We start from the raw sequence: 24640 nt of genomic DNA, 5'->3' as shown, positions 1-24640 counted from the left end.
ATTACAAGTGATATGAAACGTAACGCTGTTCACTTCCGTATTCTTAATCAAGGCACTGACTCATACAACTTCTGGAGGTTGATTTGAATGTTTAACCGGATATTGGCAAGCATCGGAATCGGCTCGGCCACGATTGATACGCTGTTGGAAAAAGACCGATACCAGCCGGGCGAAGCACTGCACGGCGTCGTGCGAATACGCGGCGGCAGCGTCGAGCAGCGCATCGAAGCGATCCAAGTGGTGGTGATGACGGAATATATCAAGGAGAGCAACGACAACAAATATCGTCAGAACGCGGAAGTGGCTCGCTATAATGTAAGCCAACCATTCGACATACTGGCCGGGCAAACACAAGAAATTCCGTTCTCGTTCGACCTTCCTTTGGAGACGCCACTTACGATCGGTCATACGCCGGTTTGGTTGAAGACGGAGCTGGATATTCGTGGCGCAGTCGACCCCGGGGATAAAGACCGCATTGACGTCTCGCCAACGCGCGCCATGAATACGGTCTTTGAAGCTTTGGATGTGCTTGACTTCCGATTGAGGAAGGCGGAGTGCGAATACGCTTCGCGACTTGGGGGACGTCATCCGTTCGTACAAGAATTCGAATATGTGCCAACCCGTCAATTCCGCGGGAAGCTCGACGAGTTGGAAGTCATCTTTTTCCATGGAGGCAACGACAACGGCCTGGAGCTGCTGCTGCAGATCGACCGGAGGGCAAGAGGGCTTGCAAGTTTGTTCGCCGAAGCGATGGATATGGACGAATCATTCGTGCGGATCCGCTTGACGAATGAGCAGTTGACAGCAGGCCCGCATGCGGTTGCACGGCAGTTGGAAGAAGTAATCGAGAGGTTCGTCTGACACCTCCGTCCCCGAATATAAACTAACGAATCGCACAAGAAGAGCCTCTGGGGTGCATTTCACCGCCTTTCTGGGTTCTTTTTTATTCCGGCTCGTTAATATCAACATAAAATCTTTGAATCTCGCTTATATTCTGCTGACATTCGACTGATACAATGGGTTAGCTCGGGCTATGCGCAGCCTGTGCTCAAGGATAAAGTATATGAAAGGAAGTCGAATTATGACAAGAAGAAAGCGGAGGAGATTCGTTCGGAAAACGTTGCTTTACGGGACAACACTTATGATTCTTTTATTATGTGTCGGTTTTATTTATCAGCAGGCAGGTGCACGATATGATCAGTCAAAATATAAGCCACTGGGTAAACTGGTTGATGTTTTCGGTCGCAAGATGCATATTTACAGTGGTGGTGATGGGGATTCGACCGTCATATTTAATGCGGGATGGGGAACAGTCAATCCCTATGTTGATTTTTATCCTCTGTACGACAAAATAGCCGGGCAGTTCCGATTCGCCGTAATCGACAAATTTGGTTATGGATACAGCGAAATGACGGATCGCAAGCGTGATATCGATCTAATTGTGGAGGAAATGCATGAAGGGCTTAAACAATCCGGAGAAAAACCCCCGTTCATCATGGTCAGCCATTCCCTAAGTTCGCTAGAGAGCATTCGTTTTGCGCAAATGTATCCGGATGAAGTAAAGGGGATTGTGTTGCTGGATGGCGGAAGCCCTGAATTGTATTCCAAACAGCCACCATTAACCATCATTTCTCATTTTCAAAGTTTTCTTATCCGTTTCGGGGTGGCTAGGGGACTTTATCATATCAATGGATTTGCTGAATCGATTGCAAGTGAGCGGAATGGAATGAAGCTGCTGCCGGATGATTTGAAGGAACTCGATCGCATCTCGACACTGCTTAAAGGCAACAACAGAAATATGACCGACGAAATGCGCCAGAGTCAAAAAAACGCGAAAAAAGTACTTCAAGGGAGAAAACCGCTGGATGTTCCCTTGACGGCCATCACCGCTGGGAGCTTCGGCAAGGCCGCCGAGAATTGGCTTGAAAGCCAGAAGGAGTTGTTATCGTGGTCTATATCCGGGAAACAGACCTTCGTAGAGGAAGCTGACCATTATGTGCACCATTATCGTCCGGATCTGGTAGTGGAAGAGATATTGAAGATGCGTTAAGTTGAGGCGCGAATAAAGTTTCCCACAACTTTGTTGAATTCATTGGGAGCATCAACATTTGCGCAATGACCTGCCCCGGGTAAAAGCACCAATTGAGATTGTTGTTCTATTTCATGCAGTTCAACAGATGCTTCTTGAATAAGCTTACGATCGTGTTCTCCTACGATAATTAACAGGGGGTATGGCATGGGGGTATCTTTATTAATAAAAAATGTGTTCATGCCAGCCATTGCTGAAAAAGACCTTCTTCTAAAATGTTTAATCCCCTGCGCAAACGTATCCCGCCCTGAATTAGTGTGACAAGAATCTGAAATTACATAATTTCTGAATTTTTTCATTGAAAATATGAGATACAATATCCACTTTAATGCTTCTTTTTTTTGCCCCTTCAAAACACGCTCATTCGCCTTATGTATAGAATAGCCTCCTACGATGATTACCGATTTTACCCGATCTGGATAACGGTCAGCAAACGCTTGTGCTACAAGTGATCCCATCGAGACACCGAGGAGATGGCAGGATTCTATTTTGTTGTCGGACAAAATTAGGTTCAAAATTTCGGGCATATCTTTTATAGTGACATTAGATTCTAGGATAGGGTCTTTACCGTGACCTGGCATGTCTAGCAGAATGATCTGATATTCAGTCTTAAAGTAGGCTAATTGCGTCTCGAATATTGCATGGTCAGCAAATGCCGGATGCAACATCAGAATCGTATTTTTTCCCTCATTGATCATAATATGATAAGAAATTTGAGTGTTTCTATATACCAGTTTTCTTGTTCTCTTCATCCCACTGTTCACCTAGGTCAGCCTCCAGTTCTTTCGCCAATTTTTCAAACCATTCCAACATACTTCGGTGATAATAGAGTCCCAAATCTAATGTTTTAAGTTGGTAGGTGACTATTTGATTCAGATGTTCTGGTACTGCTTTTTGATTGGCATGGAGAGACGCACCTTCAAATTCTTGAACGGTTGATTCCAGTTGAGTAACTACTGAACGTATAATAGCCAGCCGCTCTGTTGGAGTCATAAGCCCTAAGAAAAACAATCGTGTAGTTACATCCTGTTCTAACCGACTTGGTACGAGTGAAGAAAGCATCCAGTCTATAAAATGCTGCCTTCCTAGACTGTTTAGCGTATACATTTTTTTCCTTCGTCCGTTTTCAATTACTTCATGAAATTCAACATGGCCGTTGCTCTCCAGTTTTTTCAATGCAGCTTGAATACTTCCAAGACTCGCGCTAAAAAATGGAGATACTTTCTGTTGGAGCACGTTCTTAATATCATATTGGGATAAATTGCGAAGCATCAGAAGCCCTAAGATAACAAACGCCATTGCATTCACTTCCTGTAAATAAAGTTAATCAGATGATAACATACCTAATAGGTATATAAAAGAGGAAGTCACTAAAGAATCGCGAATATTAAATGCTAACCTGATAATAAAGGAGTAATCAACCGATGTTTGAACATCTTGTTGTATTCAAATTCAATGCTAACGTCACGCCCGTAAAGCAGCAGGAGCTGTTAGATCAACTACTCGCCTTTCAAGGTCAAATCCCGGGAATATTGGATATAAGCGCAGGCATTAATGTAACTGAGGAAACGAACAACATTCACGGCTACACGCTCGGGTTGAGGGTTACGTTCGAAGACCTTGCGTCACTGCGCGCATACGGCCCACATCCCGTCCATCAGCAATTTGTGAAATCGCTGGAAGGCATTTTGGAGAATGTCATCGTAGTCGATTACCCGAAGCTGTAGCCACAACGTAAGTGCAGAGTGTTAATCATGGTAGAAAAAGCTGGTTTCCATTATTTGCGGAGTCAGCTTTTTGACATGCCAATAAAGCTGTTAACAAATTGTGAAATTAGAAATAATGTTATAGTTCTCTAGTTTAAGCATTCACGATGGGTGGGAGAGTGAGAGAGTTCACACTGTTCACCCGAAACAACTTAATTTTCTCATATTAAAAGGGTGAACTTTTGTACTTACAAAGGTTCACCAATTTTCTTATACTGAAAGCATCCCAGGTACGGGAATGAATCCTTGAGAGGAGATTTACAACTATGATACCAACATCAAGAACGATTCCCAGAGAGGCGGTGGTCGGAACGGCGTCCGGCGTATTTTTCATGGCGATGTTCGGGACTCTGTGGGCGTACACAGGAATTATGGGATTGCAGGGTTGGGGTGAGCCATTGTTATTACTCAGTGCTGTAGTCATTGGTGCTGCATTGTTACTCAGCGGTATTTCACTTGTAATCTCTTCTCGAAAATTATCGAATCAGGCTTCCGCAAAAGCTACAAGGCGAGGGAAACATACAAGGCTCTGGTTCAACCTTATTTTCGCGGCCGAAGGAGTAGCAATCGCAATCGCCATTGTAGTATGCAACGCTACCCGGCACTCCGAGCTTATCCCTATCGTAGTCGCTTTTATTGTGGGCATTCATTTTTTCCCGTTGGCTCCTCTTTTCCAAGTCAGACTTTATTACTGGACAGGAGCGCTTCTATGTTTGCTCGCCATTAATACTTGGATGTTCGTACCGGAAGAGTTCACCATAGGGGAGCATCAGGTTAATGCATTTATGTCTATAGTGGGTTTTGGCAGCGCTCTGACTCTGTGGGCAACCGGTTTGGCCATATGGCGAATGGGAAGAAGATTGGTTACGTAAGGTTGTTTTGAGGAGTTGCAGTCGTTAAAAGTTTACATAAAAAGGATGGATTCCAATGCATACGAGCAATAAAACGATATCAGATCGCACGCTTAGATGGGTTGTCGAAGCAGTACATCCAGGAGCAAACGTTCTCTCGGTTCAACAGCTTCAAGGAGGTATCTCTTCACTTGTCCATCGCATTTCGCTGTGCGTAAACGGCAAGGAGAGAGCCGTCGTGCTGCGTCAGTTCGATAATGAGGAGTGGGTGCGGGATGAACCCGATCTGGCTCTTCGCGAAGCGGAAAGCTTACGCCGGGCATCCTTCGCCGCCCACCTGCAGACGCCGACAATCGTCGCTTTCGACGAAGACGGAAGTCAGTGCGACACTCCGGCTGTGCTTATGACTCGACTTGAAGGCAAAGTCGTATTGGAGCCACCAAACGTCGCCCAATGGTTGACCGGAATGGCTCAAGCTCTTGTGCGGATTCATGCCGTGGAGCCGAACGATTTTCCATGGACGTTCGCTCCATACAGCGACGCTTCTTCTCTGGATACGTCAGTTTGGTCTAAGTTTCCCGACAAGTGGCGGGACGCGGCTGACATTATTATGGGACCTCGCCCGGTGGTCACAATGCGATTTATCCATAGAGACTATCATCCTACCAACATATTATGGAATGGCGGTGAGGTCAGCGGCGTCGTCGACTGGGTCAATGGATGTATCGGCCCTGCAGGCATTGATGTCGGCCATTGTCGTGTCAACTTGGCGCTATTACACGATGTAAAGACTGCTGACGATTTTTTGTCTTATTACCAAAGCCATGCTGGCGAATCTTTTACCTACGATCCCTATTGGGACCTTGTCACTTTGATAGATTTTGCCTACTGGCCGCCTGAAGTATATGGCGGGTGGACAGCCTTAGGCATGTCAGGACTAACAAAAGATATGATGATCGAACGCCTGGACAGTTATTTGCTCAGCCTATTGAACCGCGTTTCCTAGGTATGCACTTTTCAATTCAAGAAGGCGGTCATCCCACTAAATCTCCTGCTCTCCCTTTTGTAGATTTCATATTTTCCCCCAAAACAGGTAACACTATGTGTAAAAAACGGGGGATACGTAAACATTGAAGCCGATTGTGCCCTTTGAACCTGTAAGGCAAGATACATTACCCGTTGGAGATCCTTGGGTATACCAAATTAAATGGGACGGTGTGAGGGTTCTAACTTATGCCGATGAAAGTGGGATATCCCTCTATAATAGGCGCTTGAACGAAAGGACGTACCATTATCCGGAGCTTCAAGATGCATCGTCTTACTGTAAAGCGAAATCTTTTATATTGGATGGAGAGATTGTGGCACTCGCCTCCGATGGTAAACCGTCTTTTCATGAAGTAATGCGCAGGGACGGGCTGCGGCGAATGGAACGGGTTCAGCAAGTGCAGAAGGAAGTCCCCATCTACTACATGGTATTCGACCTGCTCTTTCTAAACGGGAACTGGGTGAATAACCGCCCTCTGCGAGAACGGATCGATCTGCTGAACGGAATTCTTACTCCCACTCAGAACGTGCAGCCGGTTAATAATCACCCCGACGGACAGGCTTTATTTCAATTAATGAGGCAGCAGGGAATGGAAGGCATTGTATGCAAAAGGTTGGACAGCCCCTATATCATCGGCGGCAAAACCTCGAACTGGGCTAAAGTTAAGAACTACGGAGACGTAATTGCGGCGATCGGCGGCTATACCTTGAACGACAAAGTCATTAATGCGGTACTGCTCGGGGTATATGATCGGGAAGGGCGCTTTTGGTATATAGGCCACACCGGCACTGGCCGCCTAAGCAAGGGAGATTGGCGTGACTTGACGGAGCGGCTTGCCCCTGATGGGGTGAAGGAGTGTCCATTTGCCAATACACCGGAACGGTATGAAGACGCAATATGGGTGAAGCCGTCGCTCACCGTCAAGGTAATGTACACAGAATGGCGTCTGAAGGAAGGCCGATCGCTGCGCCAGCCTAGTATTCAAGCTTTTGTGAACCGCCCGCTATCGGATTGTGTATTTCCCGATTAGTGCATTTATCTCATCAACTGCTCATTTCTATAAAAAAGATTGACGTTTCTGTGAACTTTGTGAATAATATAGCGTAAAGGAGATGACTGAATGGATGAATAATATGCAGATACTGAATGCAGTAAAGGTTGTAGGTATTTCGCTGCTCACAATAGGAATTATCATTTTTTCATTAGGTTTTTTTGGGAGTAATCACAGCAATATGACTTCGATTGGGATAGGTACCATTTCGGGAGCGGTTGTTATTTTTGTAATGGGCGTGTTCTTTGTAGCAACAGAAGAGATGCTGGCGAAAACTGGAGAGGGTAGTAAAAACTAATAAAGAGCGTCAGTAATGACGCTCCTTATTAATCATACAATCATATAAAGCCCCAGACCATACATAGTAATGTACCGAAGATGGTAACCAAAGCTATGGCTAAAGCGTAGTAGATGTTCGTGTAAATGGCCCCTCTATCGCCGGTTTCACCTGCATGCATAAACACAACGAGTTGAAGACCTGCCTGTATGAACGCTGTTACAAGAAGCACAGTTATGCCGACGGCGAATGACATGTCCAAGAAGTATACTGCCAGGGCGATTGCTGTAAGGATAATCGAAAAGACAAAACCCATTACTTGTTTTCTTGGGAATAACTCTTTCATATTACATCATTCCTTTCAGATAGACGAAGCTGAAGATGAAGATCCATACTACGTCCAAGAAATGCCAGTAAAGTGAGAAGATGAAGGATTTATTAGCCGTTTGAGGCGTCAAACCGTCCCTTTTTATTTGAATCATGATGAATAATCCCCAGAATAGCCCCAATGTAACGTGAGCTCCATGAGTCCCCAATGTTGTTAACAGGATCGCGGTAAATGCACTTGTCTGCAGTCCTGCTCCGATGTGAACATAATGAATGAACTCATAAATTTCTACACATAAGAAACCTGCCCCAAGTAGAAGGGTGATCGCAAAAAATGTCATCATGGCTTTCTTATTGCCAATCCGCATGGCATGGATCCCAAGACCAATCATAAAGCTGCTTGTTAAAAGCAAAATGGTCTCGATAAGTACTGGTGTGATTTCGAAAATTTCTTTACCAGTAGGACCTAGTCCAGTACCATCAACTAGAGTGAAATAGGAAGCGAAAAGTGTTCCAAAAAGCATGATTTCGGCTCCAAGAAAAATCCAGAAACCTAGTATATTCAGTTGATTTTGTTCTGTGCTGTATTCTAGCGGCAGCGAGTGATCGATTTTCATTTATTAGCACCTCGCAGTTTTTTTTCTGTTTGTTCAATTTCTTCTACAGAAATATAATAGCCGTGATCTTTCTCGAAAGACCGATAAGCCAAACATGCAAAAATTGCTATTGTAGTGAGAATGACAGAAACCCAAATGCCGAATACAAATGAAAATCCCCATGCAAAGAAGATACAACTCATAATAAATGGAGCGCCGGTGTTATTGGGCATATGAATTTTTTTAATCTCACCCGGGAATAAGTCATGACCTTTTTTCTTGAAATCCCAAAATGCTTCGATTGAATTCGTTTTTGGCGTAATAGCAAAGTTATAGGCAGGAACTGGACTATGCGTAGCCCATTCAAGAGAACGCGCATCCCAGGGGTCTGAACCGATATCCCTTGGAGCGTAACGAATGCTGTAATAGATCGTGTACACAAGCAGTCCAAAACCCACCGCCATGCCAAATGCTCCTATAAATGAAAGCATATTGAGCGGCCCAAATCCTGTCGATTCGGAATACGTGTACATACGACGCGCTTGACCATCTAAACCCGTAAAGAACATGGGGAAGAAGGTAACATTAAAGCTGATAGCTATAAACCAGAACGCCCATTTCCCGAGCCTTTCATTGAGCATGAAGCCGAACATTTTGGGCCACCAATAGGTGAGTCCAGCAATCATGGCGAATACGACACCAGGAATAATGGTGTAATGGAAATGAGCTACCAGGAACATCGTATTATGGTACTGATAATCAGCGGCTGACATGGCGAGCATAACTCCGGTCACACCACCGATTGTGAATATCGGAATGAAGCCTATTGCATAGAGCATCGGCACGGTAAACACAATTTTTCCTTTCCAAAGAGTAAACAACCAGTTAAATATCTTGATCCCGGTCGGAATAGCAATGGCCATTGTTGTAATGGAGAAAATACTGTTGGTCAGTGCTCCCTGGCCCATTGTAAAGAAATGGTGTGTCCATACTAAGAAAGAAAGAAAAGAGATAATCACCATGGACGCTACCATGGATTTATAACCGTATAGGTTTCGACGTGCAAAAGTTGAGATAATCTCACTATATACACCGAATGCAGGTAAAATTAAGATGTATACCTCAGGGTGTCCCCATACCCAGAACAGGTTCGCCCACAGCATATCCATGCCGCCATTCGTTATGGAAAAGAAGTGTGTTCCGAATAATCGATCCATTGTCATCATGATCAGCGCTACTGTTAATACAGGGAAAGCAAAAACAACGATTATGTTAGCGGTTAAGGCAGACCATGTGAACATTGGCATTTTCATCAATTTCATACCAGGTTCTCTCATTTTGAGAATGGTTACAATGAAGTTGATGCCGGATATTAATGTACCGATACCAGATATCTGAAGAGCAAGCGCATAATAGTTCGTTCCTACAGATTCACTGAACTCATTCCCTGCAAGCGGGAAGTAAGCCGTCCATCCTGAATCAGGGGAGCCGCCAATGACGAATGAGATATTGAGCAGCATGGCGCCCATGAAGAATAACCAAAAGCTAAGTGCATTCAAACGCGGGAAAGCTACGTCACGTGCTCCAATTTGTAAGGGAACAACGAAGTTCATTAGGGCATAGATAAAAGGCATCGCCATAAAAATGATCATAACAATTCCATGCGTTGAGAAAACTTCGTTATAGTGTTGAGCATCCAGCAGCGTATTATCGGGAACGGCCGTTTGCGCACGCATCATCAATGCGTCTACACCGCCACGGAATAGCATTATGAGAGCGGATATCAAATACATGATACCGATTCGTTTATGGTCGACCGTTGTTAGCCATTCACGCCAAAGATAACCCCACTTTCGGAAATAAGTTAAGCCTGCGATGATCGCAATGACGGTAAGTGCAATGGCAACCATGGATGCATAAATGGCTGGACTTGGGTGGGGTACAGCAAATCGTTCAAAAAAGTCCATGCTTAATGTCTCCCTTCATGTGAACCATGTGAATCTTTTTTAGTATTAGCATCCGCATCTGGATCAGGATCTGTGCTGCTTGACCCATGATTATGTCCGTCTTCTGGCGGGGGTAAAAATTCTAGATGAGTTCCAGTGAACGTCAACTGTCCAAGATGCCCTGGTTTCAATAATTCGCTGAATTTGTCTTCGGTAAGAGGTTTGGCCGTTTCTTTCACCTCTTTAACCCATTCGTCAAACTTAGCTGCAGGTATTGCTTTAACATTAAACGTATTTTCTGCGAACCCTTTACCGCTGAAGTTTGCATTACGCCCCATGTATTCACCAGGAACATCAGCCGCCAAATGTAAAGTGTTTACCATGTCAGCCATTGCATATTTTTGTCCTCCTAATTGAGGAATCCAGAAGCTGGTGATCGGCCCGTAAGAATAAAGCTTAAATTCAAGAGGGCGATTAGTTGGGATGTATAAGTAGTTTACAGTTTCAATATTTTGTTCTGGATAACTAAAATGCCATTTCCAGTTAGAAGAGGAAGCGTAGACTACTAAAGGTTTCTGACCTTCATATCCTTGAGGTGTTGCCTCAACGATATAATTACTCCGAACGGAGACAACCGAAAGGAAAATAATAATGAGAACGGGAATTCCAACTACGATCGTTTCTACAATCTTGCTTCCTTCAATATGAGGAGGCTCATAATCATCTGCTTGTTTGGAGGCTCGATATTTGAATAGCATAAACAATAAAATGATGAAAACAATAATGACAATAGCCGACATTAACCCGATCGATAGCATGATGTCATCCGCTTGTCTTTGAGCCTGCGGTCCTTTAGGGTCAAGGACTGCTAATTTTCCGCAACCAGTTAAACCTGTGACCATAGTAAGAATTACTGCGAGAAAAGCCCATTTGATTTTCATGAAAGAGCTCCTTTCCTGGATCGATACTTACAGCATAGTTTCGCAGAAGCAATAAAACAATCGAGTTTGAACGATGTCACAGAATTATGTGAAATTCGTCACATAGTTGTTTCAAGTACGCCATGATTTGTTCAAGAAGTGGTAAAAAGTAGGTAAGTATGTAGTTGCGAAATGACTGCTTGTTTGAACTAAGAATATTGATTTACAAAAAAGGGAATGATTTGTTATCATAGAAGCAATATTCAAACGCGATGATGAGAAGAGTAAGGAAAAACGTTCTAACACAGAGAGCTCCGGCAGCTGAAAAGGAGCATAGAACTTTTCCCCGAACCAAACCTCTGAGCAGCATGTCGGAACCTTAGGCGGGGATGACATGACGGGAGCTCCCGTTATAGAGCTAGAGTATAAGCATTGCTTGCAATGCCGTACTTGAAGAGGTTAATATGGCGACATATTAATGAAGCTGGGGTGGTACCGCGAGAATTTCGTCCCCAAGACATGATGTCTTGGAGGTGAAGTTTTTTTTGTTTCGGATTACTACTTATAAAGTTCATTAGGAGGAGTCGACATGGTTAACGAGAGGGAGCACCAGACCGAAAATTTTTTAATTAGGCTGATTAGTGAGGAGCTTGAGCTGGGATCACTTGGAAGGGACATGTGCACGCGATTTCCTCCCGAGCCTAACGGTTATCTTCATATTGGAAGCGCCTATGCTATACACACGAATTATACAATAGCCCGGAGGTTTAACGGAGCGTTTCATTTACGCTTTGACGACACGAATCCCCTTAAAGAAGATATCGAGTATGTGAACGCGATTATCGAGGATATCAAGTGGCTCGGCTACGATCCTGGAAATCATATCTACTACGGCTCAGACTATTCGGACGAAATATATAATGCTGCAATCACATTAATCAAGAATGGGAAGGCCTACGTCTGTGATTTGACACCAGAGGAAGTAACGGAGTATCGAGGAACTTTGACGGAGCCGGGGAGAAACAGCCCTTATAGAAACCGATCAGTCGAGGAGAACCTGGAGCTTTTTGCGAAAATGAAAAATGGCGACTTCCCGGCCTCCTCCAAGGTTGTTCGCGCCAAGATCGATATGGGCTCACCCAATATAAATATGCGAGATCCTGTTATTTATCGAATTATCCATGCTAAGCATTACAGGACGGGAAATGACTGGTGCATTTATCCAATGTACGATTTTGCTCATCCTATTCAAGATGCGATTGAAGGCATCACCTATTCCTTATGCTCAATCGAATTCAAAGACCACCGACCCTTATATGAATGGGTCTTAAACGAGCTTGATATACCAGAACCTCCGCGGCAAAGGGAGTTCGGCCGGTTGAATTTAACGGGTGTTGTGACAAGCAAACGGTTTTTAAGGCCGCTTGTAGAAGGGGGCTTCGTAGACGGCTGGGATGATCCCAGGCTTCCGACGCTCCGAGGCTTAAGAAGAAGAGGCTTCACGCCTAACAGTATTCGCAGCTTTATTGAGGAGATTGGCAGCATTCGGACCCAAAGCACGGTCGACATCTCGTTGCTGGATCATTGCCTGAGGCAGGATCTGAAAGAAAATACGAATAGCGTCATGACTGTTTTGCAGCCTTTAAAGGTCGTCATTACGAACTACCCAGAGGATGAAGTGGAGCTGTTAATGATTGAAAACAACAGCGAAAATGAAGCTTTGGGAAAAAGAAAGGTTCCTTTTTCCAACACGATTTATATCGAGGGGGATGATTTTATGGAGCAGCCACCCAAGGGTTTTCATCGGCTGAGTCTGAATGCCGAGGTTAGGCTGAAGGGGGCGTATTTCATCAGGTGTGAGGAAGTAATCAAGGATCGGGATACAGGAGAAATTACAGAGCTGCGTTGTACTTACGATCCACTTACAAAGAGTGGAACTGGGTTTACCGGGCGTAAGGTGAAGGGGACGATCCATTGGGTTTCATCCGAGCACGCCATAAAGGCTGACGTTCATCTGTATGAGAAACTACTGCTTGACCCTAACATTCCGAATGAGGACAACAAGGATTGGACGGATACGATCAATCCGGACTCGCATATTATCGTAAAGGACGCTATGATAGAACCGTCCGTCCAACATGCCCGCAAGGAACAGAAATTCCAATTCTTCCGTCATGGCTATTTTTGTGTAGATAACAAGTTCACTACCGGCGACAAGCTTGTATTCAACCGTATCGTACCGCTGAAAGATACCTGGAATAAGAGATGAGGATGGCCTAAATGAGTGAATTCAGCGAAAGCTTTCATCTAAAAACTTTGGATCAAACAAAAGCAATAAATCTTCTACGCGATGCTGAAATGACGGGGTATGTTTATGGGGAACAGAATGGGTGGGTTACCTTTGTTGTTGAATATCGAGGTAAAAATGTAGACGAAGTAGTAAGCGAAATGAATCCTGGAATACTAGTCTATTACGTCTATCTCGAAGAACATATGTGGACATTAAAAATATACAATAAAGATGAACTTGTGTTTGATTTTGAAGCAAACTGGGCAGGAGAGGGCCTAGTTATTGAGAAGAATCTATTCGATCTCGAATTCTTGGAAGAATTGGTTATATCGCAAGGGAACTCCATAGTTGGTCTTGAGCAAATTTTTGACTTTAAGGACAGCAACATAAACTATGAAAACCCGCCAGCTTATCTAATAGCTCAAAGACTTGGGTTAGCTAATTATGAATGGGTTTCTTCAGATCATTTAAGTGGATTTGACGATAACGAATTATCAGAAATGGGAGTAGTATTAGTTGAATCCGAATAGAAAAGATTGATTGACGTTCACGATAGCGAAAATAAACATGTGGCTGCCAGCTCTAAACTGGCAGCCTTTTTTAATTGTTGGCGATTCAAGGTTAATAAAACCTTGCAAAAAAATTCTGGTACATGCGCCTATGGGCGATTCCCTGAATAAACTGATCAAAGTGAACTCACGTAGAATCAGGGAGGATATGCCCATGAAACTTTTTGAAACGTCGCGGTCTTATGATACCGGATGGATCGCCTATACGTCAGACCGTGGCGGGACATTCGACATTTGGCTATATCGTCCTGCAGACACTTTTAACTATCGTCTTACTCAAGGGCTAGGAGAGGAATTTTCTGTTCCTTATTGGTCGCCAGATAGTCGGAAAATAGCTTTTCTCGGGAAAGGGAATATTGTTTATGTGCTTGATAGGACTACAGGGTCCACTGCACAGATCGATCAAATCGAACCTTACACGTTGTTGGACTGGTCGCCTGACAGCCGGTTCCTGACCTACGTGAAAAATGGGGAGATTGTCATTTACGACATGATTACCCATTCTAGCCGCACGATCCTTCAGCAGGGAGCCAGGGATGCCCAATGGTTTCCTTCGGGCAGGGAGCTTCTGTTTTCCGCGTCAGATTCAGCCGGGTTCAGCCAACTCTATCGGATAAATGATGACGGAACGAACAAACGGCAGTTGACGCAAAATACGGAGGGACTGCATAACAACGTCAGGCTTTCCCCCGACGGACGCTTCGTGCTCTTCACATCGCCTGGGGCCAGCATTTCCATCATTACTACCATCGATTTGGCGACAGGCGGCACGAATACTTTGGAAGGGGGACCACTCGCAAAAAACTATTTTCCGGAATGGTCGCCCGACTCTTCCATCATCTCATACAGTGCAACCGTTTTTACCCAACACCGTTACTACTCCATCATCCAAACCGACAGCCGGACGGGCAGGCAGAAAAGATCGAGGGCTGTCTCCGACTGCTTCTCCACCCCGGTAACCTGGTCGCCTGACGGAAACCGCATCGCTTACTTGTCTGGATGCAGCGACATGGAACAAGCAAGTCAAATATGGGTCGTGGATCTACGTAACCAGGTTTCTTTCAAGATCGTCGAAGGAGGTCGGATGACCGCCCTGCAATGTTCATCCACGGGGCATAAGAAAAGACATCCGATTTAACGGATGTCCTGGTGCTGAGTTTAGTAAGCCCAACGGAAAAGGTCGTTATTCATTTTGAAATAGATGTTGCCATAGCCGTCAGAAGTCGCATTTCTGAAGTCATTCACTCCATTGTATATGTTTGTAACCGTATTCGTTGAGGTATCAATCTTGAAGAAATGATTTTTAATTGTCCCGAATATCAGGTTGCTGCCCGGTCTTCCTTGTACTAATGATCCATCTTGGGTAATTTGACTTCCTGTCGCATAGTTAACATCTGTAAATTTTTGTGCATGATAATCAAAAGTATTGGTAGTTGGATTAAATGCGAAGACGTAACCTTCTGACAATCCCCATATTTTATTATCTGGTCCTAACGTAAGCGCTGTAATTCCCTGGGAGGAAACGGGCATGGAATAGGTCGTGTATGCCCCTGTTGCCACGTTCAGCTTGACAAGCTTGGCTTCGGTTGCTGTTGGGGTGGTAGACTTGCCGCCTCCTATAGTAGAGCCTGCATAAACATATCCATTATAATAGGCGACAGACACAATGCTCTGATTAGGTACGATATTCCGTAATATTTGGGAGGTGCCAGTGATGGTGTCGTGGATCGTGAGGGCACCCTCTAGTTGTCCGGATGCGCCTACCGTACCTATAAATACTTTGTTGTCTCCCTGAGCCATTCCAAACGGTCGTTCTTGTAAATCGGTCGCACCAATATCTACAACAAGCGAAGGTGCCCACGGCTGGCTCATGTCGTTCTTATAAATCTTGGCATTCGGATAGCCGCCCATGTATAGAGTGTTGCCTATGGATGTCATCCCTTCGAGCTGCGGAACACCGAAGTTCATCTTATTCAGATCACTGCGCATCGGAGTATATTCGCCCAGATTGCCAGAAAGGAAACCGCCGGCATAAATCTTCTGATCCGGCCCAGCTGATCCCAGAGCACTAATGTCTACAGGCACGCCTGGAAGATCAGATAATAATATGCTGCTGCTATTCTTGGATGTCGGATTGTATTTGAACAGCAAAATTGTACCTGAAGTATGGCCGACGCTAATGATCGTTTCACCTGGATAATTCACTTGATCGTCCAGCGTTGCCAGCCCCCATGCATAGCCATTGATTGGCATGGATACAGGGGTACCATCCGGATTCTCAGCGGGCGCAGTCGTTTTTGTAGCCACATCGTAAGTTCGCAATCCCCCGAATGAATAATAAACTTTGCCGTCTTTAATAGGCGAGACTCCAAATGAACCGATTGAGAAATTCGCATCCACCGTAGTTGTTATTGTGCCATCCGTATTTTTCTGCACATTTAATACAACCTCTTTATTTTCAGGAATTACCCGAGCAAACAATTTATCTCCCTCATAACTCATCTTATCTACGGCTGTATTCGCATTTGCAATAGAGGAAGGAAGCAGATTATCGTGGCGCAGGCCGCCAGAGTTCTCAAGTCTGCTGATTTGAGCATAATACCCGCCGCTTCCCGCGTACAGAACATTTCTCGGAGCGTCATAAGCAATGGAGTATGTGTAATGGGACCAGTAAAAAAACGGTTTAGGTAAGAATGTGTAGAATCCCGGCGAAGGTTCATATTTGAATACACCTGATGAAGGATATGTTCCGCCGTATACTTTACCCGGCGAATCGCCCGCAGCAAGTCCAAGAATATACGTTGCGTCAGATATCGCTCTACCCAGATTGACAGGGCTTGCCGTACCTGGCGTGTACTGGTACAAATATCCATTCGGATAAGTACCCATGTAAACTTTGTTATCTACAGTAGTCGCAGCGGAATGCGCAAACGTTGTACCTGGCAAGCTCATTTGCTTTTGTATAGCTCCCGTGTTGACGTTCACCTCGACCATATTAACATTAGTATCTGACGACCCGCTTAGTCCAAGGTAAAAGGCAGGCTTTCCACTGCCATCCATCGCTAAGGTAGCACTGCGCATGGACGTAGAAGTGACGACGTTTCCGATATTTGTTAGATCCGCCGTTATCAATATATCATCCCAGTAAGTGGTCCCTATGTTTCCTGCGTTACTATAGAGTAACACAGCTACATAAGCGGTTCCTGCCGGTGCAACCGCGCCGGTTTTTATAGAGAACCATTGATTGGTTGGAGAGCTCTTGCTTAAGAACGACGAAGTGAGGAGAGTATGGGAGCTATTGTAGAAACGAAGATATAAATCAGCACTGCCACTCTGAATGTTAGCCCATGCGTAAGTATAATAGCTTTTACCTGCAATAGCGGGCATATAAGCGCTCTGTAATCCATACGAAGCTGTAGTAGAGTTGTCTACGATCTTAACGCTGTTCGTACCTGTACGGGCCTGTTCCGAGGAAACGGTGATTCCTCCCGAACCGTGGGTTTGTGTCCATGAAGTCAAACCGGAACCGAAGCTGTAATTAGGGATGAGCATATCTGCTGCATGAGCAGGGAGGAGCGGAAGAATGGAAACCAATAAAACAATAGCAGCTAGCATTTTCTTGATCATAGAATAAGCCTCCTTAGTTAATGGATTCGTAGATTATGATTCACACGAAAAGTTTTGCGCTCTCTCCCTTCTTAATAAATTTAAGCGCTTTCATTTATGGTGCAATTGAATTGTACTCCGTCATCAGCTTGCAGATCAGACAATTCGTAAAAACATGCAGACAATTCAGAACTCTTTCCCAAAGAAGAAGGAATATGGTTGGAAGGGATCGAATGTAGAACGCCAATGTAAAATCGAGTCAACAGGCAACAACTAAAATAACAAATAATGGAAGGAAGAAACAATCATGTTTAAAGATTTGGGCGCACCAGTTAAAGAAGGGGCTATATTAGGTCAAGGTTATGTGGTAGGGCAGGATGGGAAAGGAAATCAGAATTGCATCTATATTTCCCTGACCCAATATGAGAACTCTGTTCTGCTATTGAAGTATAATGCGGACACGAATGAAACGACGCAGTACAGAGCGGAGAATAATCCCAATATTGGAGCCAAGCAAGGGGCTTGGGGCATTGCCTCGACCGGAAGTCGGATATACCTGGGGACTTACTACCAAGGTCATTTGCTGCGGTACGATGCCGAGCAGGATGAAATGATAGATCTGGGACAAGCTGTGCAGGGAGAAGAATATATATGGTCACTTGCCTATGATGGAAAAGGAAAGTTATATGGTGGAACTTACCCAGGTGGAAAATTGTTTGCTTTGGATTTAAGTACAGAGATCGTAAGCGATCTGGGGACATTCGACAAAGACTCCGTTTATTGCCGGCAAGTTCGTGTGCGGAACGATGGGAAAGTTGTTACTGCCCTTGGGAGCAAGCAGATTAAGATTGGTATCTACGACCCGGAATCGGGTGGGATGCAGGTCATCACCTATCCGGAGGTGCTTACAGGTTTCCCGGAAATGACGCAGGATGTACAAGGGAACATATTTGTGAAAGCACCGAAAAGCCAGGATCTTTATCAGGTTGTAGGCAATGAACTTATCCGGGTAGAACAAATCGGTGCTGCTCCAAAGCTTCTATTGTCTGGGGGGCGGGAAGTCGTTTCCGTAACGAACACCCATATAACTATTGCAGACGAGAAAGGGAACGAGGTTACTCATAACCTTCAATATGAATCCGGTGGACTAATGATGTGGATGGTGCATAAAGGTCCGGATGACAAGATTTATGGAAGCTCTGCTCTGCCTTTACGGATGTTCAGCTACGATCCAATGACGGGTGAAACGGTGAAGCTTGGAAGTCCATCCCCTTCCTCGGGCGGGGAAATTTACTCTATGACAAACGTTGGCAATAAGCTGTATTCGGGCAGTTATCCGGGATCCTATATTTCCGTTTATGACCCTGGGAAGCCTTGGAATGTGGGCAAGGATGCGGACCATAACCCTCGGGAAATTGGACCTATCGGATCCATGCAGAATAGACCTATCAGCATGATAACAGGGGCAGACGGCAATATATATATCGCTTCGGTTCCTAATTATGGCGAGGTTTCCGGCGCCTTGACGAGGCTGAACCCTCTTACAGACCAATTTACCGTATGGCGTGGAATTGTAGACGAGCAGTCCGTTTATGTCCTAGACAACATCCCCGGAACTCGCTATATTTGTGCAGCTACTACGAATGAGGTGGGCACCGGCGCTGATAAACCGACTATGGATGCACGATTGTTCATATGGGATATCGATCAGGAACAAAAAGTAAAGGAAATCCATCCTGTTACAGGGGCGGAACAAGTGGTGTCGATCAAGTATAAGGACGGTATTATTTATGGGTTGACTGGTAATGGAGTTTTATTCGCCTATGATTATGTACAGCACCAGGTCGTCTGGCAAAAAGACATTCCGATTCAAAAAGCAATATGGCCAGGTATGGATATCACAGACCGCAACATTATATACGGCTCAGGTGACAATAAACTGTTCCGATATGATATACTGAACGATCATTTCTCAGTTGTTGCTGAGGCAGAAGGTTGGGTTCTGGGCTACCATATGGATAAAGAGAATAATAAGATTTACTGCACGCCTGCGGCACGACTTTATTGTTATGATATTGAAGATTAAGCCTATGACGCTCTGTTCTCCGGAATAGAGCGTTTCTATACAAGAAAGCAAGTCCATTCTAGATGCCAAGTACGAGTAACAAGAATTCCGTGGATACAAGGGGGAAACAGCATGCTGAAAGTGCTAATCGTTGATGATGATAAATTGGTCCGAAAAGGCCTGATCTATACAATGCCTTGGGATGATTTCAACATGCAAGTTGTTGGTGATGTCAATAACGGAATGAAGGCTCTCGAATTTCTCGAGCTGCATGAGATTGATCTGTTGATCACGGATCTTGCTATGCCTGTTATGGATGGCATCGAGTTGATGCGCAACGTGCGAAGCCTATATCCACATATATGGATGGTCGTTCTCACGTTCCATCAAGAATTCGATATTATTCAGCAAGCTTTGCGCATCGGGGCTATTGATTACATCGCCAAAGTGCAGTTGGAGAAGGAACAAATGGAGGAAGTGCTTGGCCGTATTGCAGATCGGATACATAACGAGACTAAACATGCGGAGCGCCATAAATCGACCGTTTCCAAAGCAGTTGTGGAAACAAAGGAAGACAAGAGCGTTATCGTCTTCGTGGATCTTACTGGGCGATACAATTTGGAAGTACTTCAAGAACTTCCGTACGTTCATAAGGAATCGCTTATTAGTATCGGGTTCGGAATGTGGCTGCTTGAAATCGGAGACAACAGGGATGAGGAATTTGAATCGGATACTCTCAGCCGTTTCGGGATTGAACAAGATTGGGCGATGATCCTCGTTACTGGAGCGTATGAGAGCAATAAGAATGAACTGTATGCGATGCTGCGAGCATACAAAGAGCATGCGTTCTATTATGATTTTGATAAAGGACGCAGCTTCTACATGCTATCGGCTGATAAGCTTAGTGAACAAAGGCTGCAAGTCTATGCGGATAGCGATATGATCCAGCTTCGGGAGAGCTGGACCTCCCTATTCTGGGTGATGGATGACTCTATTTTCAACAATTTGATTACAGAGACAGAACGGCTTCAACCGCCCGTTTCTCAATTGGAGAGCATATTCTATTCGGCTGTGATGGAGTGGAGACGATTCGTTCCAGAATCATCCATTCCGCCATTCGGTTCTTTACGTCCCTTTCCCAATTGGTCAAACGGTGTAGAATGGCTGCAAATGGTTCGTAGAGACTTGCGCAGGAAACTGAGTAAAACTTACTCGGATGATGTTGTGCAGGGTATCATGAAGGCGGTTACATACGTTCGCCATCATTTCAATCAGGAAATGAGGCTTGCCGATGCCGCTAAGGTGGCGAATATGAGCAGGAGCTATTTTAGCCAATGCTTCAAGGATATTGTCGGTCAATCGTTTAACGATTATGTCCGGAGCATTCGAATCGCCTATGCGCAAGAACTGCTTCAGCAAACGGCAAACCCGATCTACTGGGTTGCGGAAAAATGCGGGTACTTTAACGAAAAATATTTCAGCAGGGTATTCAGCGAACAAATTGGAGTACTGCCAAGTGAATATCGGCAACTTCCAAAGTGAGGTGACGTGAACCAATATGCATCCTGTCTTAACGCGAATTACACATAATTGGCCCAACATTTTTTACACTCTGAAGAGCAGAGTAATTGTTGTCCTCCTTCTTTCCTCGCTCGTACCTCTGGTTTTGATTGGTGGGGCTTCCTATTACACGATCGCCTCCATGCTGGATAACAAAATCGTGAACAGTGTACAGAACCAGTTGAATTATACCGCTTTTTCAATAGAAAAGGAGCTCAAAAATTTAAACCATGTCGCCATGCAATTGTCTTTCGAACAAGGAATCGGCAAGGATCTGAGCCGATATTTATCATCCGATTATTACGATCGATATCAAATGGAGCAGGAAATACAGAACTATATCTTTTTAATAACGTATACGAATCCGAATATAGGACTCATCCATTATTACTTCTCCGACACGAACAAAATGGCATTCAAAGACACCGGCCTTCCGCTAGACCTTAACCCGGATGAACTGCCGATGCTATACAGCTTCGGCGGGATTTCCTATCATGCCCTGCACCCATCGATTGACACTTCGTCCGATTCACTTGTCCTTTCTGTGGATCGCCGGATCTTCATTCCCGGATACGAGAATTTGCATATTTATGTAGAAACGAACCCGAAGTTATTATCTCAACTACTGGGCGATAACCAGTCCGGGATGACAACAGCATACCTAATGTCAGATACTCAGAATCGGATCGTATACAGTGAGAAAACGGGTGATTATGCCGTCGGGTCAATACTCTCATCTGAGGATTCAGGTATGCCCTTCCGCAAAACTCAGGACAGCTATCTTTTCTCCGAAAAGACGAGTGAAGAGTGGGAGTGGACCGCCGTCATTCCAAAGGTCGAATACGACAAAGAAAGAAACAGCTGGATTCGCCAGTTCGCTATCATTGCAATCGTCACACTGATGGCCGCGTTAGGATTTGCATGGATGCTATGGAGAACCGTATACAAACCGCTTACGGGATTTAACAAAGAGATCCGGTCTTTGCAAATGGGCGGCTTACATTCTCCGCTGAACTATCCTAAGATCGCCGAATTCGATTATGTACTTGATAGATTTGAGGAGATGCGGCAGCGCATATGGCAGCTTCTGCTGGAAGTAGAACGGAACGAAAAAATGAAATCACGACTAGAGGTAGAAAAGCTGCTGTTTCAGATCAATCCGCATTTCATTCATAATACACTCGATACCGTTCGTTGGTTGGCGCGATTGAATGGACAGGAACAGATTGAGAGGCTCGTCTCCATCCTTAACAAAGTGCTTTATTACAACATGGGCAAAGGAGGAACAGCAACATTAGGACGGGAAATTGCTTGCCTTAATGATTATGTGGAATTACAGCAAATACGTTATGATTTTCAATTTGAAGTAGATATACAGGCTGGGGACGAACTGATGGATGTACCGATCCCTCGATTTATACTTCAACCCCTTGTAGAAAATTCGCTCTATCACGGACTAGGAGATGATGGCTGGATTGAGGTTAAAGCCGGATTTGAAGGTGAGGACCGTCTTCGCATTGAGGTGAAGGACAACGGATTGGGGATGCATGTGGAGGAAATCAGACGGTTGCTCGATAGTGGAATAGAGGAACGTCGAAAGTCCGGGATGGGTATTGGTATTCATTATGTGAATAGGATGATTAAGGTGCAGTATGGAGACAGAGCGAGTCTTACTATTAACAGCGAACTAGGCATCGGAACTTCAATTGTATTGCTTATTCCGATCACGGACGAGCAAGATGGAGCATAATTGTCCGCTAAAAGGTTAGGAATCATCCGAAAATGCGGGATGGCATTCGAAAACCTCGTGCAATCTTGGTCCATATTAAGGATAATCCTGACCTCAAAAAGGGGTATTCGTGTTCTATGATAGATACAGACTCTAGAACAATCGATCAGATATAGTGGAGTCGAATCTAATATTAACAGGAGGGTGTCAATTTTGCTTAGAAAAAAGAAAGCGATATCAGTACTCATGGCTTCCGTGTTGTTAACAAGTGTTGTAGCAGCGGGCTGTTCCAGTAAGAGCGATCCGCCAGCGTCTTCAGCCAGTCCAACCCCCGCGAAAACGGAAGAAAAAAGAATCAAGATGAGCATGTTCATGAATAACTCAGGTATCGCTCATCCTGAAGGAGTCGATCCAAGCAACAATCCGTATCTCAACATCGTGGAGGATTATGCGAACGTTGATCTGGAGTTAGAAGTGCCGAACTATACGGACTTCAAAACAAAGTTCAATCTGATGCTGTCATCCGGGAACTTACCAGATATCTTACATACGGTGTATCCGGACGAAACAAACCAACGGGGAGACGAAGGTGCTTTTCTGGACCTGAAGGCTTTCTACGACAAATCACCGATCATAAAGAAGTACATTACACCGGAAATGTTGGAAATGGCTAAATCGAGTTCAGGCCATTACTATCGCATACCAATGTCTTGGACGTCGGTGCCGCAGGGAGATGGCGTCATGGCACGCTACGACCTTGTCGTCAAGTATAACGGAGGCAAATGGCCGGAAACGGTTGAGGAATGGATCGAGCTTCTGCGTAAAATCAAAAAAGCAGATCCGAATTCACTTCCGATGTCCAACCGCGTTGTTAACGAATTTGGAATCGCTTATGGAGGCTTGCCTATCTTTTATTGGTACGGAGCTAGACCGAATTCTTATCGCGTAGAGGGCGGTAAAGTTGTCAGTACATTTACACTGCCTGAGTACAAGGCGGCCGTAATCGTGATGAAGCAGTTATACGATGAAGGACTGCTTGACAAAGAATTCGCTACAACAGACGGGGCCAAATGGACTGAAAAGAAGAAAAACCGAAACGTACTGTTTGAAGTGAACACAGCGGATCAAGTTATTCCAACTGGAGCAGCGAAGCTTCCAGAAGATGCAACCAAAGAGACCCAGATTGCGCCGCCTCTCACGAAGTATCCTTCAGTCCTGAAGGATATCAAGTATGTTCAGCCTAAAGCTTCGTATCCAATTAACGCCCATGGCCTTTATATTTCCGCGAAAACGAAGGACAAGGATCGAGCGTGGAAAGTGATTGAAGGGTTTGCTTCAGATAAACTGCATGATGCTATTTTCTGGGGTAAAGAGGGCGAAGATTTCAAGATAGAGAACGGCAAGAAATTACCGATCGATGGTCAAGGGCTGTCTCATGCGAATAAAAGATATGCGCTTCACCTTAGTCTTATTTTCGGGTTCAATGACCGAAAAGAATCAAGCATCGCGGCCGCTGAGAAAGTAATGGATAAGGACGAGTTCAAAAGACGTATGGACGGGATGAAAAGGGTAGAAGATGCAGCGAAATCAACCGGCTTGGCGCTGGATCCATTCGTGACATTGTCTGCCGATACAGCAAGCAAAAAAACCGAATCGAACCAATTCATATCGACGGCTACGATCGAAGCGATTATGGGTAAGATTACGATGGAGCAGTTCGATCAAAAGGTCGATGAATACAAGAAGAAATACGGGTTCATCTATGATGAATATACGAAATATATGACCGAAAACAAGGATAAGCTGAAAAAGCTTGGTGTTAAAGAAATCGAATGGTAATAAACGTGTACCCGCGGTGAACCGACGTCGTGTGGATGATGTCGGTTCACCGCGGGTACGTTCCTCTTAAGTGAGACAAGCATGATTATATGGATGAAAACAGGAGGGATTGGG

The 24640-nt window shown here is 44.7% G+C and carries 21 protein-coding genes and 1 other annotated feature; of the genes, 14 read left to right on the top strand and 7 right to left on the bottom strand.

Going from position 1 to position 24640, the window contains the following annotated elements:
• Positions 1-87: 87 nt before the first annotated feature.
• Together AC58QD_RS00560 and AC58QD_RS00555 are read left to right on the top strand one after the other, a co-directional pair.
• Positions 88-861 (top strand): sporulation protein, encoded by a 774-nt coding sequence (locus AC58QD_RS00560; RefSeq protein ID WP_497328913.1) that lies wholly within the window; start codon positions 88-90, stop codon positions 859-861.
• 220 nt (positions 862-1081) lie between these two features.
• Positions 1082-2050, top strand: coding sequence for an alpha/beta fold hydrolase (locus AC58QD_RS00555; RefSeq protein ID WP_497328911.1), 969 nt, complete (start codon positions 1082-1084; stop codon positions 2048-2050).
• Here the strand turns inward: AC58QD_RS00555 and AC58QD_RS00550 are convergent.
• Both AC58QD_RS00550 and AC58QD_RS00545 read right to left on the bottom strand, forming a co-directional pair.
• Positions 2047-2841 (bottom strand): alpha/beta fold hydrolase, encoded by a 795-nt coding sequence (locus AC58QD_RS00550; RefSeq protein ID WP_497328909.1) that lies wholly within the window; start codon positions 2839-2841, stop codon positions 2047-2049. The genes AC58QD_RS00555 and AC58QD_RS00550 overlap by 4 nt on opposite strands.
• Positions 2813-3388 (bottom strand): PadR family transcriptional regulator, encoded by a 576-nt coding sequence (locus AC58QD_RS00545; protein ID WP_497328907.1) that lies wholly within the window; start codon positions 3386-3388, stop codon positions 2813-2815. The genes AC58QD_RS00550 and AC58QD_RS00545 overlap by 29 nt, the downstream gene beginning before the upstream one ends.
• 125 nt (positions 3389-3513) lie before the next feature.
• Here AC58QD_RS00545 and AC58QD_RS00540 point away from each other — a divergent pair, with 125 nt between their 5' ends.
• The 5 genes from AC58QD_RS00540 to AC58QD_RS00520 all read left to right on the top strand — a co-directional run bounded on the left by AC58QD_RS00540 (position 3514) and on the right by AC58QD_RS00520 (position 7100).
• Positions 3514-3816, top strand: coding sequence for a Dabb family protein (locus tag AC58QD_RS00540; protein WP_497328905.1), 303 nt, complete (start codon positions 3514-3516; stop codon positions 3814-3816).
• Positions 3817-4121: 305 nt separating this feature from the next.
• The gene (locus AC58QD_RS00535) at positions 4122-4727 is read left to right on the top strand and encodes a hypothetical protein (RefSeq protein ID WP_497328903.1); all 606 of its coding nucleotides are present in this window, start codon (positions 4122-4124) and stop codon (positions 4725-4727) included.
• Positions 4728-4782: 55 nt separating this feature from the next.
• Positions 4783-5712, top strand: a complete 930-nt coding sequence (locus AC58QD_RS00530; protein ID WP_497328901.1) for a phosphotransferase family protein — start codon at positions 4783-4785, stop codon at positions 5710-5712.
• Positions 5713-5836: 124 nt separating this feature from the next.
• Positions 5837-6781: an ATP-dependent DNA ligase gene (locus AC58QD_RS00525; RefSeq protein WP_497328899.1), complete on the top strand. Its 945-nt coding sequence runs from the start codon at positions 5837-5839 to the stop codon at positions 6779-6781.
• Between the two features lie 94 nt (positions 6782-6875).
• Positions 6876-7100, top strand: coding sequence for a hypothetical protein (locus AC58QD_RS00520; RefSeq protein WP_497328897.1), 225 nt, complete (start codon positions 6876-6878; stop codon positions 7098-7100).
• 40 nt (positions 7101-7140) lie between these two features.
• Here AC58QD_RS00520 and qoxD read toward each other — a convergent pair whose 3' ends face one another.
• Genes qoxD through qoxA form a run of 4 tightly spaced genes read right to left on the bottom strand, consistent with a single transcriptional unit; the run spans position 7141 to position 10889 of the window.
• The gene (gene qoxD, locus AC58QD_RS00515; RefSeq protein ID WP_497328895.1) at positions 7141-7425 is read right to left on the bottom strand and encodes a cytochrome aa3 quinol oxidase subunit IV; all 285 of its coding nucleotides are present in this window, start codon (positions 7423-7425) and stop codon (positions 7141-7143) included.
• Position 7426: 1 nt separating this feature from the next.
• Positions 7427-8023: a cytochrome aa3 quinol oxidase subunit III gene (gene qoxC / locus AC58QD_RS00510; RefSeq protein WP_497328893.1), complete on the bottom strand. Its 597-nt coding sequence runs from the start codon at positions 8021-8023 to the stop codon at positions 7427-7429.
• On the bottom strand, positions 8020-9969 hold the full coding sequence (qoxB, locus tag AC58QD_RS00505; RefSeq protein WP_497328891.1) for a cytochrome aa3 quinol oxidase subunit I: 1950 nt from the start codon (positions 9967-9969) through the stop codon (positions 8020-8022). Before qoxB ends, qoxC begins: the two co-directional genes overlap by 4 nt.
• A 2-nt stretch (positions 9970-9971) precedes the next feature.
• A complete protein-coding gene (qoxA, locus tag AC58QD_RS00500) occupies positions 9972-10889 on the bottom strand; it encodes a cytochrome aa3 quinol oxidase subunit II (protein WP_497328889.1) in 918 nt (305 codons plus the stop codon).
• Between the two features lie 242 nt (positions 10890-11131).
• Positions 11132-11385 (top strand) — a binding site (T-box leader).
• Positions 11386-11457: 72 nt separating this feature from the next.
• Here qoxA and AC58QD_RS00495 point away from each other — a divergent pair.
• The 3 genes from AC58QD_RS00495 (at position 11458) to AC58QD_RS00485 (ending at position 14865) form a co-directional block, all read left to right on the top strand.
• Positions 11458-13137 (top strand): glutamine--tRNA ligase/YqeY domain fusion protein, encoded by a 1680-nt coding sequence (locus AC58QD_RS00495; protein ID WP_497328887.1) that lies wholly within the window; start codon positions 11458-11460, stop codon positions 13135-13137.
• Positions 13138-13148: 11 nt separating this feature from the next.
• Positions 13149-13688 carry a hypothetical protein gene (locus tag AC58QD_RS00490; protein ID WP_497328885.1) on the top strand — a complete coding sequence of 180 codons (540 nt, stop codon included), beginning with the start codon at positions 13149-13151 and terminating at the stop codon, positions 13686-13688.
• Between the two features lie 193 nt (positions 13689-13881).
• A complete protein-coding gene (locus tag AC58QD_RS00485) occupies positions 13882-14865 on the top strand; it encodes a TolB family protein (RefSeq protein ID WP_497328883.1) in 984 nt (327 codons plus the stop codon).
• A gap of 20 nt (positions 14866-14885) precedes the next feature.
• On the opposite strand, the gene AC58QD_RS00480 is transcribed toward AC58QD_RS00485, so the two are convergent.
• Positions 14886-17354, bottom strand: a complete 2469-nt coding sequence (locus AC58QD_RS00480; protein ID WP_497328881.1) for an NHL repeat-containing protein — start codon at positions 17352-17354, stop codon at positions 14886-14888.
• A 286-nt stretch (positions 17355-17640) separates the two neighbouring features.
• Between AC58QD_RS00480 and AC58QD_RS00475 the strand changes: the two genes are divergently transcribed.
• The 4 genes from AC58QD_RS00475 (at position 17641) to AC58QD_RS00460 (ending at position 24526) form a co-directional block, all read left to right on the top strand.
• Complete coding sequence (locus tag AC58QD_RS00475; protein ID WP_497328879.1) at positions 17641-19419, top strand: NHL repeat-containing protein; 1779 nt, start codon at positions 17641-17643, stop codon at positions 19417-19419.
• Between the two features lie 111 nt (positions 19420-19530).
• Complete coding sequence (locus AC58QD_RS00470; protein WP_497328877.1) at positions 19531-20940, top strand: response regulator; 1410 nt, start codon at positions 19531-19533, stop codon at positions 20938-20940.
• 16 nt (positions 20941-20956) lie between these two features.
• The gene (locus AC58QD_RS00465) at positions 20957-22708 is read left to right on the top strand and encodes a sensor histidine kinase (protein WP_497328875.1); all 1752 of its coding nucleotides are present in this window, start codon (positions 20957-20959) and stop codon (positions 22706-22708) included.
• Between the two features lie 192 nt (positions 22709-22900).
• The gene (locus AC58QD_RS00460) at positions 22901-24526 is read left to right on the top strand and encodes an extracellular solute-binding protein (RefSeq protein WP_497328873.1); all 1626 of its coding nucleotides are present in this window, start codon (positions 22901-22903) and stop codon (positions 24524-24526) included.
• Positions 24527-24640 lie beyond the last annotated feature (114 nt).

Source organism: Paenibacillus sp. J2R1T-4, assembly GCF_059692235.1.
Note: the sequence above shows the minus strand (reverse complement) of the source record. Positions and strands in the feature narration are given on the sequence as shown.